Origin of the sequence: Nonomuraea sp. NPDC049400 (assembly GCF_044466425.1) — a bacterium.
Classification (GTDB): Bacteria; Actinomycetota; Actinomycetes; order Streptosporangiales; family Streptosporangiaceae; genus Nonomuraea.
Genome location: NZ_JBITMP010000008.1, coordinates 233,523 through 245,967 on the forward strand (window position 1 = coordinate 233,523; position 12,445 = coordinate 245,967).

Annotated in this window: 8 protein-coding genes; 6 read left to right on the forward strand and 2 right to left on the reverse strand. The window is 71.3% G+C overall.

The window, feature by feature from the left end; all coding sequences use genetic code 11:
* Position 1: 1 nt before the first annotated feature.
* The 4 genes from ACIBVN_RS14750 to ACIBVN_RS14765 are packed head-to-tail and all read left to right on the forward strand — an operon-like array spanning position 2 to position 4,920.
* Positions 2-280, forward strand: a complete 279-nt coding sequence (locus ACIBVN_RS14750) for a sarcosine oxidase subunit delta (protein ID WP_349452355.1) — start codon at positions 2-4, stop codon at positions 278-280.
* Positions 277-2,988 carry a 2Fe-2S iron-sulfur cluster-binding protein gene (locus ACIBVN_RS14755; RefSeq protein ID WP_397136403.1) on the forward strand — a complete coding sequence of 904 codons (2,712 nt, stop codon included), beginning with the start codon at positions 277-279 and terminating at the stop codon, positions 2,986-2,988. The genes ACIBVN_RS14750 and ACIBVN_RS14755 overlap by 4 nt, the downstream gene beginning before the upstream one ends.
* On the forward strand, positions 2,981-3,547 hold the full coding sequence (locus ACIBVN_RS14760) for a sarcosine oxidase subunit gamma (protein WP_397136405.1): 567 nt from the start codon (positions 2,981-2,983) through the stop codon (positions 3,545-3,547). Before ACIBVN_RS14755 ends, ACIBVN_RS14760 begins: the two co-directional genes overlap by 8 nt.
* Positions 3,544-4,920, forward strand: a complete 1,377-nt coding sequence (locus ACIBVN_RS14765; protein ID WP_397136407.1) for an L-serine ammonia-lyase — start codon at positions 3,544-3,546, stop codon at positions 4,918-4,920. Before ACIBVN_RS14760 ends, ACIBVN_RS14765 begins: the two co-directional genes overlap by 4 nt.
* 69 nt (positions 4,921-4,989) lie before the next feature.
* On the opposite strand, the gene ACIBVN_RS14770 is transcribed toward ACIBVN_RS14765, so the two are convergent.
* Positions 4,990-8,340 carry a putative Ig domain-containing protein gene (locus tag ACIBVN_RS14770; RefSeq protein WP_397136409.1) on the reverse strand — a complete coding sequence of 1,117 codons (3,351 nt, stop codon included), beginning with the start codon at positions 8,338-8,340 and terminating at the stop codon, positions 4,990-4,992.
* Positions 8,341-8,357: 17 nt separating this feature from the next.
* Entirely contained in the window at positions 8,358-10,139 is a 1,782-nt protein-coding gene (locus tag ACIBVN_RS14775) for a putative Ig domain-containing protein (RefSeq protein WP_397136411.1), read from the reverse strand.
* Positions 10,140-10,390: 251 nt separating this feature from the next.
* Between ACIBVN_RS14775 and ACIBVN_RS14780 the strand changes: the two genes are divergently transcribed.
* Together ACIBVN_RS14780 and ACIBVN_RS14785 are read left to right on the forward strand one after the other, a co-directional pair.
* On the forward strand, positions 10,391-11,407 hold the full coding sequence (locus tag ACIBVN_RS14780) for an ABC transporter substrate-binding protein (protein WP_397136413.1): 1,017 nt from the start codon (positions 10,391-10,393) through the stop codon (positions 11,405-11,407).
* Between the two features lie 9 nt (positions 11,408-11,416).
* Entirely contained in the window at positions 11,417-12,445 is a 1,029-nt protein-coding gene (locus ACIBVN_RS14785; RefSeq protein ID WP_397136415.1) for a FecCD family ABC transporter permease, read from the forward strand.

Genomic DNA, 12,445 nt, shown 5'->3' on the forward strand with positions numbered 1-12,445 from the left:
GATGCTGCTGATCCCCTGTCCCTGGTGCGGCCCTCGCGACGAGGCCGAGTTCCACTACGGCGGCCAGGCCCACGTCGCCTACCCGGAGGACCCGGGTGCGCTCTCCGACGAGGAGTGGGCCCGCTACCTGTTCTTCCGCGACAACCCCAAGGGGGCGTTCGCCGAGCGGTGGAGCCACTCCGCGGGCTGCCGCCGCTGGTTCAACGCCGTACGCGACACCGCCACGAACGAGATCCACTCCGTCTACCGGGTGGGCGAGCCCCGGCCGGTGACGCCGTGAGGCGCGAGACCGGCGGGCGGATCGACCGCACCCGCACGCTCCGCTTCCGCTTCGACGGCCGCGACTACACCGGGCACCCCGGCGACACGCTCGCCTCGGCGCTGCTGGCCAACGGCGTCCGCCAGGTCGCGACGAGCGTCAAGCTGGGCCGCCCGCGCGGCGTCTTCTCCGCGGGCAGCGAGGAGCCCAGCGCGCTGGTGCAGATCGAGGCGCCGTTCCCCGAGCCCATGCTGACCGCGACCACCGTCGAGCTGTACGACGGCCTGGTCGCGAGCGGGCTCCCCGGCCAGGGCCGCCTCGCCGCCGAGCCGGACCCGGCCCGCTACGACGCCACCCACGCCCACTGCGACGTGCTGGTGGTGGGCGCGGGCCCCGCCGGGCTGGCCGCGGCCAGGGACGCCGCGCGCACCGGCGCCCGGGTGATCCTCGCCGACGAGCGGCCCGAGCCCGGCGGCGGCCTGCTCGGCACCGCCGAGGAGGTGGCGGGCCGGCCGGGCGCCGAGTGGGCGGCGGCGGTCGCGGCCGAGCTGGCGGGCCTGCCCGAGGTCACGGTGCTGCCGCGCACCACGGTCTTCGGCTACTACGACGACAACTATCTCGTCGCCGTCGAACGGCGTACCAACCACCTCGGCGGCGCGGCTCCGGCACACGTGGCCAGGGAGCGCATATGGCGCATCAGGGCGCGGCGGGTCGTGCTGGCGACCGGCGCGCACGAGCGGCCGATCGCCTTCGCGGGCAACGACCTGCCGGGGGTGATGCTGGCGGGTGCCGCGCGGACCTACGTCAACAGGTACGGCGTGCTCCCCGGCCGCCGCGCGGTGGTGTTCACGGCCGGCGACAGCGCCTACGCCGCCGCCTTCGACCTCGTCGGCGCGGGCGTGGAGGTGGCGGCCATCGTCGATGTGCGGTCCGAGCCCCCGTACCGGGCCGAAGCAGCCGCGCGAGGCATCGAGGTGCTGGCCGGACACGTGGTGACCACCGCGCTGGGCGACCGGGAGGTTTCCTCGGTCCTGGTGGGACGGCTGACCGGGACCGGAGCCGTCACGGGCGAGCGCGCCCTCGACGCCGACCTGCTGCTGGTCTCCGGCGGGTGGAACCCGGTCGTGCACCTGTTCAGCCAGGCCGGCGGGACGCTGCGCTACGACGAGGCGCTGGGCACACTCGTGCCCGGCACGTCACGGCAGGCGGTCGAGGTCGTGGGGGCGGCCGCCGGAGACGTGACCGCGGGCGTGCCGTGCTGGCTGGTGCCGTCTGAGGACTACGGGACGCATTTCGTCGACCTGCAGCGGGACGTGACCGTGGCCGACGTCCTGCGGGCGACCGGTGCGGGGCTGCGCTCCGTCGAGCATGTCAAGCGCTACACCACCGCGGGCACCGCCCACGACCAGGGCAAGACCTCCGGCCTGCTGACCACGGCCGTGGCGGCGCAGGCGCTGGGTGTCCCGGTGGGAGAGCTGGGCAGCACGACGTTCCGCGCGCCGTACACGCCGGTGAGCTTCGCGGCGCTGGCGGGTCGCGACCGCGGCGCGCTGCACGACCCGGTCCGGGTCACCGCGCTGCACGAGTGGCACGTCGCTCACGGCGCGCTGTTCGAGAACGTCGGGCAGTGGCAGCGCCCGTGGTACTACCCCCGCCCCGGCGAGGACATGGAGGCCGCGGTCCTGCGTGAGTGCCGGGCGGCGCGGGAAGGCGTGGCGGCGATGGACGCCTCCACGCTCGGCAAGATCGACGTGATCGGACCCGACGCGGCGGCGTTCCTCGACCTGCTGTACACGAACATGATGAGCACGCTGGCCGTCGGCGCCATCAGATACGGCGTGATGTGCCGGGCCGACGGCATGGTCTTCGACGACGGCACCGTCATCAGGCTCGCCGAGGACCACTTCCTGGTCACCACCACCACGGGCAACGCGGCGGCCGTCCTCGACTGGATGGAGGAGTGGCTGCAAACCGAGTGGCCATGGCTGCGGGTGCACTGCACCTCGGTCACCGAGCAGTGGGCCACTGTGGCACTGGCCGGTCCCGGGTCGCGTGAGGTGCTGGCCGGGCTCGCCCCCGGCCTGGCCGTCGGCGCGGCCGACTTCCCCTTCATGACGTGGCGGGAGACCGAGGTCGCGGGCATTCCGGCGCGGGTGTGCCGGATCAGCTTCTCCGGCGAGCTGGCCTACGAGATCAACGTGACCTCGTGGGAGGGCCTGGCCCTGTGGGAGGCGATCATGGGCACCGGGGTCGTCACGCCGTACGGGACCGAGACCATGCATGTGCTGCGCGCCGAGAAGGGCTACCCGATCGTCGGGCAGGACACCGACGGCACGGTCACGCCGCAGGACCTGGGCATGTCCTGGGTGGTCTCCAAGAAGAAGGCCGACTTCATCGGCAAGCGGTCGTTCGCCCGGGCGGACACGTCGCGGGTGGACCGCAAGCAGCTCGTCGGGCTGCTGCCGGAGGACCCCGGGCTACTGCTGCCCGAGGGGACGCACCTGGTGGAGTCCGCCGGCCTGCCGGCGCCGCCCGTGCCGATGCTCGGGCACGTGACCTCGAGCTACCGCAGCGCCGCGCTGGGCCGTACGTTCGCGCTGGCCCTGGTCAGCGGCGGGCGGGAACGCGTCGGCGAGCGCCTGTACGCCCCTGTCGGCGACGGGCTGGTGCCCGTCACCGTGACCTCTCACGTTCTGTACGACCCGGAAGGAGCGCGCCGCGATGGCTGAGCGCAGGAGTCCGGCAGCGGCCTTCGCCGACCGGTTCGCGACCGCGTCGAAGAGTGAGGCGCTGACACTGGCCGAGATCCCCTTTCTTCGCCAGGTCAACGTGCGCGTGGACCCCGAGAGCCCGGCCGCCGCGGACATCGGGGCGGCGCTCGGCGTCCCGCTGCCGGTCTCGCCGGGCACCACCGTGCGGTCGGGCGAGGTGACGGTGGCCTGGCTGGGGCCCGATGAGTGGCTGGTGATCGGCCCTGAAGGGAAACACGCCGCCGAGCCGGTGCGCGCGGCCCTCGGCGACCGGCACGGGTCCGTGGTGGACGTCTCGGCGCAGCGCACCACCCTGCTGGTGGGCGGCCCGCGGGCCCGCGATCTGCTGGCCCACGGATGTGCGATCGACCTGCACCCTTCGGTGTTCGGCCCGGGCTCTTGCGCGCAGACCACTCTGGCGCGGGCCCAGGTCGTGCTGCTGCCCCAGCAGGAGGGGTTCGTGGTGCTCGTACGCTCGTCGTTCGCGGCCTACCTGGCCGAGTGGCTGCTGGACGCGGCGACGGAATACCTGACATGAGCATCGGTGTCTTCGACCTGTTCAAGATCGGCATCGGCCCGTCGAGCTCCCACACGGGGGGCCCGATGGCGGCCGCGCACAAGTTCGCCCGCGGTCTGCACGACGACGGCCTGCTCCCGCAGGTCGCGCAGGTCGAGGCCATCCTGTACGGCTCGCTCGGCCTGACCGGCAAGGGCCACGGCAGCGACAAGGCGGTCCTGCTCGGCCTGTCCGGCGAGAAGCCCGAGCTGGTGGACGTCGACTCCATCGACGGCCGGCTGGCCCAGATGCGCGAGTCCGGCACGGTCAAGCTGTACGGAACGCACGAGATCCCCTTCGTGGCCGGCCAGGACCTGATCTTCGAACGCAAGCTCTCCCTTCCTGAGCACCCGAACGGCATGCGCTTCACCGCCTACACGGCCGACGGCGAGCAACTGAGGGAGAAGGTCTACTTCTCGGTCGGCGGCGGCTTCGTCGTGGACGAGAAGGCCACCGGCGCCGACCGCATCAAGCCGGACGACACCGTCCTGCCCTACCCCTTCACCACCGGGGAGGAACTGCTCAAGCACTGCTCCAACACCGGCCTGTCGGTCTCCAGGCTGATGCTGGAGAACGAGAAGGCGTTCGGCCGCACCGAGGAGGAGATCCGCGCGGGGATCCTGAACCTGTGGCGGGTCATGTCCGAGTGCGTGCACCGCGGGATCTCGCGGGAGGGCGTGCTGCCAGGCGGGCTGCGCGTCAAGCGGCGCGCAAACGGGCTGCACCGGCGCCTGCGGAGCGAGTCGCCGGAGAAGGACCCGCTGCACGCCATGGACTGGGTGACGCTCTTCGCGCTGGCGGTCAACGAGGAGAACGCCGCAGGAGGCCGCATCGTCACCGCCCCCACCAACGGCGCCGCCGGCATCATCCCGGCCGTCCTGACCTACTACACCCGCTTCGTGCCGCACGCCGACGAGGAGGGCGTGATCCGCTTCCTGCTCACGGCGACCGCGATCGGCGTGCTGATCAAGGAGAACGCCTCGATCTCCGGCGCGGAGGTGGGCTGCCAGGGAGAGGTCGGCTCGGCCTGCGCCATGGCCGCCGCCGGGCTCACCGAGGTCCTCGGGGGCACGCCCGAGCAGGTGGAGAACGCCGCCGAGATCGGCATCGAGCACAACCTGGGCCTGACCTGCGACCCGATCGGCGGCCTGGTCCAGATCCCGTGCATCGAGCGGAACGCGGTGGCCTCCAACAAGGCCATCACCGCGGCCAGGATCGCCCTGCGCGGCGACGGCCGCCACTTCGTCTCGCTCGACAAGGCCATCAAGACGATGCGCGACACCGGCCGCGACATGCTGGACAAGTACAAGGAGACGTCACGCGGCGGCCTCGCCGTCAACGTGATCGAGTGCTAGAAGAGGCTCTGGCCGTGCGGCGCGGCGGCAGTGGTGCCGCCGGCCGCCCAGGGCGCGGCGCCCCTCAGCTCACGTACGCCACGTGACCTGGTCGAACACGGCGGTGGCCAGGACGTCCTGGCTCCCGGACGTCACGGCGAGGCCCGCGTAGTACGGGGCGTCGCCGAAGCCCGCCAGGGTGTCCTGCCCCACTGTGGTCCAGGTCTCGCCGTCGCCCGACACGGAGGCGGTGAAGACCAGGCCGGAGCGCCGCAGCCGCAGCCACAGCGGCGCCCCGGAGAACGAGGGGCCGTTCACCGCCGGCGCGTTACCTGCCACCTTGGTCCGCCGGATCAACTGGCACACGCCGCTCCCTCCAACAGTCACTACCGTGCCGGCCATCAGGTCGAAGGGATTGAGGGACTTCGCCATCACCACCCCGACGCGCCCGGGTGCTCCGGTCGGCCGGGTCAGCCGGGCCGTGACCTCCGCGTCCCCGGCGAGTGGCACGTACGCGAGCTGGGTGCTCGCGCCCTGCCCGTTGACGTTGAGGTCGGCGCCCGCGCCGCGCACGGTGAAGACCCCGTTGTCGTGGTGGGTGATCCCGGGTGTGCGGACGATCACCACGCCGTATGTGCCGAGGAGCCGCTCGTCATAGGCCACGTCGCCGAGGTCGCGGTACGCCCAGGGGTCGGGCGGGGCGGCGGCCACGGTCAGCGCGAGTGCCGCAGTGCCCGAGCCTTTCGCGTTCTCCGCCGTCAACCGGATGGAGTACTCCCCAGCCGTGGCCGGGGTCCCGGACAGGAGACCGGTTCGGGGATCGAGGCTCAGCCCGTCGGGCAGGCCCGTCGCGGTGAACCGTACGGGATCGCCCGTCGCGCGCACGACGAGGCGGAACGGCCGTGCGGCGTTGCCGTACGCGGTCGCCGGGACGGCCGGCGCGGGCGGCCCGGACGGCTGGGGCATCTGGCCGCTCACCGGGCGCGAACGCGGCCCCGTTCCTGCCGCGTTCGCGCGCGCGACGACGTAGTGGTAGGTGTTCCCCGGCACGCCGGTGGCGTCCCTGAACCGGGTCCGGGTCCCGAAGCCGACCGGCTCGACGCCGGTAGCCAGCACCCGGTACAGGCCGCGCTCGGTGTCCCTGCGCCACACCGTGTACCGCCCGGACAGGTCGTCATCCCGCCACTCGAGCCGGACCGCGGAGTCGTCCCCCACCGCCCGTACCTCGCTCACGCCGCTCTGCGGCTCCGTGACCGACCAGCTGGTGCCGCGGGACTCCACCGTGACGTCGTCGAAGCACGCCGTACCGGTCTCCGCGTAGTCCTCCGCCACCCCAAGGCACGAGGTGAAGGCGAGCCCCACCAGAGCGTGCTCGCCCAGCGGCAGTTCGTCCGCCCCCACCTTCGTCCACTCGTGTCCGTCCGGTGAGATCTCTCCCGTGAGGAGCGCTCCCTTGCGGGTGATCCGCACCCAGTAGGGCCTCCGCAGCCGGTAGCCGTCGCCCGCGGCCTCCACGTACGGGCATTCCAACGGCGTCGCCGACTCGGGCAGCGGCCCCAGCTCGGAGATCGGGAAGGCGGCGTTGACGGTGATCCACGGGCGCTGCGACGGCGGCACGGGTATGGAGCCGGTGCCGCGCGTGGCGCCGCCGGGCTTGGCCCGTACCGTCCACACCCCGCTCCAGGCGTGCAGTGGCAGGCCCTGCAGCAGCATCGCCGCGTGCGGGGCGGCCGCTTCCAGCGAGCCGCGCACCATGACGCCCACCTGGGAGTACTGCGAGCTGAGCGGGTACACGATCCGGGCCGTGACCGCGCCGTCCCCCGACAGCGGCAACCAGGCGAAGCGGAAGGAGTCGGCGTCCCCGGCGATTCCGGTGCCGCCCGCCTCCATGGTGATGCGCTCGCCGTCGTACCCGGTCGAGCCCTTCGGCCGTACCTCGCCGATGTCGCCGGTACGCCACGGAGCGGGCAGTCCACGGGCGGCCACGACGGGCAGCGACCGAGCACCGGCGCCTTGGCCGCCCGCCGCCGCGACCGTGTACGCGTACGCGCGGCCGGCGGCCGTGGTGCGGTCCGTGTACGAGGTCCCGGTGAGCCCGTCCACGAGCAGCGTGTACGCGTCGGCGCCCGGCTCCTTCCGCCACACCGCGTAGGTCCGGGCGCCGACGACCGCCGGCCACGCCAGGTCGACGCCCGCTTCCCCCGACGCCGCCGTCACACCGGCGGGAGCGGTGGGCGCCCCCGCCGGCACGCCGGAGCCGCGCTCCGTACCGGCGAAGGTGAGGGTGCCCCACGACGGGTGGTCGTCGTCGTAGCCCTCGACCACGCGGGTCCCGCCCGCACCCCGGAAGATCACCTTCTCGGTGTAGGGGGCGGACTTGCCGAGGCGTCCCACGTAGTGGGCGTACGCCATCTCCCACAGAGGCCGGAACACTCCGCGCTGCCGGTTGGAGACGGCCGTCTTGATGTATTTGCCGGTACGGTCGAGGTCGGCGGTGAACGGCACGGAGTCGTCGCCGAGGTTGTAGCGGGCGAAATACTCGAAATTGGCGAGGATCCGGTCGCCGGCGAAGCCGAAGAGGTCCACGCCCTGCTGCCAGGCGACCTGGGCCACGTCCGCGAGCAGGCCGACCGCGAGCTGCTCGTGAGGCTGGTCGCGGCCGGACTCCTGGCCCTGACCGGCGGCGGTGACGATGCGGTGGAGCACGGAGCCGTTGCCGGCCCCGGCCGTCGCGAACCGCATCGCGTCCTCGAACATCACCCGGTCGTCGCAGAACACCGCGATGGCGAGGATCGTGCGGAGCGCGGCGAGGTCCCAGTTGCCGTTGGCGTACAGGCAGTAACCGGACACCGCCGGGTACCAGACGTCGGTGAAGGAATCGGCGCAGCGCCGCACCGACGCCTCGGGCCAGCCGCCGTAGCCGCTGTGCCGGAGGAGCTCGGCGGCGTTGACCAGCTTGAAGCCCTGGAGTCCGGCGCCGAGCTGCCCGTCCGCGCCGGTGACGCCGGTGAGCGAGGCGGCCCAGGCGTCGAGGATGTCGCGGGCCTTGTCGGCGTGGCGCACATCGCCGGTGATCGCCCACATCAGGGCGTTCTGGTACGCGGCCGCCGCGTCGGCGGCGGCCTGGTTCGCGAAGTTGGTCGGGCCGCGGCCCCAGGTCGTGATCTGTCCGGTGTTCTGGACGGCGTAGGTGTGCTGGGAGCGGGCGTGCGCGGCCATCGCGGCGAAGCTGGAGGCGATCGGATCGCGTCCGGCCGCCACCGCGGACCTCATCCGGTCCAGATCCGCGCGGGAGTGGAGCAGACCGGGATGCGCGAAGGCCGGCACCTCGCCCGTGTCCAGGGCCCACGCGGGCGTGGCGGATGCGGGCAGCAGCCCGCTTCCCGCCACGGCCGCGAGCCCCGCCGCACCGAGGAACGACCGGCGGTTGAGGGAAAGCACAGACGACTCCTTCCTGCTCAGGCGGGGTGCGACACGGTGAGGGTGAGCGACTTCGTCGCCGTGCCCACACTGTTCGTGGCCGAGACGGTGACCGTGTACGTACCGGGGACCTGCGGGGTCCCGGAGATCAGACCGGTGTTCTTGTCGACTGTGAGGCCCTTCGGCAGGCTCTCGGCGTCGAACGACGTCGGCAGCGCGGTCGCGCTGACCAGATGGTTGAAGATCTGGCGCGCGGTGGCCGTGGCCTCGCCCGCGCTGGTGATCTCCGGCGCGACGGTGGCCGCGGCCGCGGCGGAGTCCAGGAAGCGGAGGTCCTTCACGTGCTCGTTGACGAACATCGGCACTGTGTCCTGAGTCAGATACCAGCGGGGCTTCTGCATCGTGTCGGCGATGACCGTGCCGTTGATCGCCAGGTTCTGGAAGGTGACGTTCTTGACGGGGCGGTCGGCGTCGTAGCCGACGATGACCGACATGTTGGCGTGCGTGCCGTCGTACTTGAGGTTGCGCACGTACACGTCCTCGATGCCGCGACCGGGCGCGGAGTTGTACCGGTTGGCCATGACCCGCATGTTGATCAGCTGGCCCCAGCGGAAGTCCTCCACCCGCACGTCCTGGATGCGGACGTTGCGGATGAGGTTGCTGTCTCCGGGGTTCAGGGCGAAGCAGCCCTGGTAGAGGATCTGCGGCTCACGGTGGTCGAGGACGTCGATGTTGCTGAACACCACGTTCTCGATGACCTCGGGCTTGTCCGGGTTGCCGTGGGTTCCCATGTTCACGGGGTGCGCGACATCGGCCCACAGGACGGAGTTGCGCACGGTGACGTTGCGGGTGTCGCCGTAGTAGTCCCAGCGATGGGCGTAGACGGCGATGCAGTCGTCGCTGTTCCGCATGAAGACGCCGTCGATCAGGACGTCCTCGCTGCTGAACACGTCGATGCCGTCACCCCACTGGCCGTGGCTGTAGGAGTGCAGGTTGCGCACGGTGACCTGCTTGGACTGGCCGATGGTGCAGGCGTAGCCGCTACGCGGATTGAGCACCATGATGCCGTCGATCTCGATGTTCTTCGAGAACGCCGCCGTGACGCCGCCGTCGGCGTTCCACAGGATGCCCCGGCCGAGCAGCCGGGCGTTCTCGACCTTGTCGAACTCCACCCTGGCCTTCAGCACCGCGCCGCCGGCCAGGTACACCGTCTTGCCGCTGGGCACCTTCACCACGTTGTCCGTGACGGTGTGGAGACCGGGACCGAAGTAGATGACGTCGGGGTCGCCGGGCTCGGGCCGCTGCGCCTCGATCGGGTTGGCGTGCAGCTGCAGGTTGTCGAAGATGTCGCCGTTGATCTCGATGGAAAGGTTGCGCGGCTCGCTGAGGGTGAAGCGCACGGTGTCGCCGGCCACTTCGTGCTTGATGCCGTACGACAGCGGCCGTATCCGCGCGGAGCCGATGGCGCCCTTGGACGAGGTGACCTCGACCTCCACGATGCCGTTGAAGTCGAAGGTGGCGACCGAGGTGTTCCTGACGACGCCGGAGCCCGTCTTCTCGTTGATGGTCTTCGTCAGGCCTCTGAGGACAGGTACCGGTTTCCATTGACCGTTCGGAGTGCGCGCCTTGACGGAGAAACTCGCGTTGGTCGGGACCCCGGCAGGGACGGAGTACACCAGGAGCCGGTCGGCTTCCTCGGGCCTGTCGTCCGCACTCGCGGTGCCGGTCATCGTGCTGATCAGGGAGTACGCGGCGGCGGTTGCGCCCGCGACCTGGATGAAGGTGCGCCGGGTGAGCCCGATGCCGTGGGGGTCGGTCATTGGGGTTCCTTCGGGGGGTGAGGGGCTCGGCTACTCGCGGAGACGGAGCCCGGTGGCGTAGAAACCGTTATCTACATCGCCTGTACATATATCGCGGATGTCTCACGAAGGGAACCGCCCGGGGAGCCCGATTCTCGCCCGACGTGGGCTTGATCACGCTCTTCTAGCCAAAAGGCGAAACTATGGTTAGCCTTGCCTAACTGTTGACCCTTTTTTGGTGGCCCACCCAACACGAGAATGGAAGCTCCACCATGCGCGCATGGCGTCCGGTCCTGGCACTCACCGCCCTGAGCGTCGTGCTCGCCGGTTGCGGCTCAGCAGGCAACTCCGGCACTACCACGGCAGCCTCCGCCGCACCCTCCGGCCCCTGGTCGTTCACCGACGGCTCCGGCAAGGTCGTCAAAGCGGACAAGACCCCGACGCGGATCATCGCGCACGCGGGCGAGGCGGCCGCGTTGATGTCCTTCGGCATCAAGCCGGTCGGCATCTACGCCGACGAGTCGGTCAAGACCGACGCGAACCTGAAAGATCTCGACCTGACCGGCATCGAGCTCCTGGGCCAGGAGTGGGGCAAGATCGACGTGGAGAAGGCCGCGGCCCTGCGGCCGGACCTGATCGTCGGCGACTGGTGGCCGGCGGAGAAGGCGCACGCCGGCCTGGAGGAAGGCGTCGACGAGAAGAGCAAGAAGCTCGCCCAGCTGGCCCCGGTGGTGGGTGTCTCCCAGGGCAAGTCGATCGTCGACCTGGCCAAGGGATATGAGGACCTCGCCAGGAGCCTGGGAGCCGACGTCGACTCCCCGCAGATCGCCGCGAACAAGAAGCGCTTCGACGAGGCGCTCGCCAAGTTCAAGGAGGCGGTCGCGGCCAAGCCGGGCCTCACGGCGGCCGCGATGTTGCCCGCGGACGACAAGGTGTACGTGGCCAACCCCGAGTACGCGCCCGAGCTGCTGGACTTCCAGCGCTGGGGGCTGAAGGTGATCAACCCGGACAGCCCTGACCCCGGCTTTCCGTACTGGGAGAACCTGAGCTGGGAGAACGCCGACAAGTACCAGCCCGACCTGATCCTGTGGGACGGCCGTAACTACAAGCCCACCTCCAATGCCGAGTGGGGCAAGAAGCAGCCCACCTGGTTCAAGATCAAGGCGGCCAAGGCGGGGGCGGTCGTGTCCTGGCCGGCCTACTGGCTGCACACGTACGGCCACTTCGCCACCGAGCTGGACAAGCTGACGGCGGCGGTCAAGGCCGCGGACCCGAACCTCGGCAGCTGATCGCCGCTGATGAGCAACTCGGCACACCTCGCGCGCAGAGCCTCGGCCCTCGGGCCGGGGATCGGCGTGCTGTGCGTGTTACTGGCCCTGGTCGCCTTCCTCAGCGTCACCCTGGGCTCGCGCTCGATCGGCCTGCCGGAGGTGCTGCGCGCCTTGGGCAGCCTGGACACCGACGGGTCGATCAACAGCACGGTGACGCTGGAGCTGCGCGTGCCCCGCACGCTGCTCGGCATCCTGGTGGGCGCCGCCCTCGGCGTGGCCGGCGCCATCCTGCAAGGCGTCACCCGCAACCCGCTGGCCGACGCGGGCATCATGGGCATCAACTCCGGCGCGGCCGTCTTCGTGGTCTTCGCCATCACGGTGCTCGGCGTGCGCGGCGCGGGTGTCTACGTCTGGTTCGCCTTCGCCGGGGCGATCGGAGCCCTGGCGCTGGTGTACGCGATCGCGTCGCTCGGCAGGGAGGGCGCCACCCCGGTCAAGCTGGCCCTGGCCGGCGCGGCAGTCACCGCAGGGCTGGTCTCGGTGACCACCGGGATCCTGATGACCAACGTGGACGCGCTCAACGAGCTGCGGTTCTGGCAGGTGGGGTCGCTGGCCGGGCGGTACGCCCCGATCCTGACCGGGGTCGCGCCGTTCCTCGTCCTCGGGCTGGTCGCCTCGCTGGGTTTCGGGCGGGCGCTCAACGGGCTCGCGCTCGGCGAGGACATGGCCCGCGGCCTCGGCCAGCGGGTCACCAGGACCCGCGTGCTGGCGTTCGGCGTGGTCGCGGTGCTCGCCGGCGCCGCCACGGCCGCCTGCGGGCCGATGGTGTTCGTCGGGCTGGTCGTACCGCACGTCGCGCGGTTCATCTGCGGCCCGGACTACCGGTGGATCCTGCCGTACTCCATGCTGCTGGCCCCCATCGTGCTGCTGCTGGCCGACGTGCTCGGCCGAGTGGTGGCCGCACCCGACGAGCTGCAGGTCGGCGTGGTCCTCGGGGTGCTCGGGGCGCCGGCGTTCGTCGGCATCGTCCGCTACGGCCGGCTGTCGGAGGTGTGA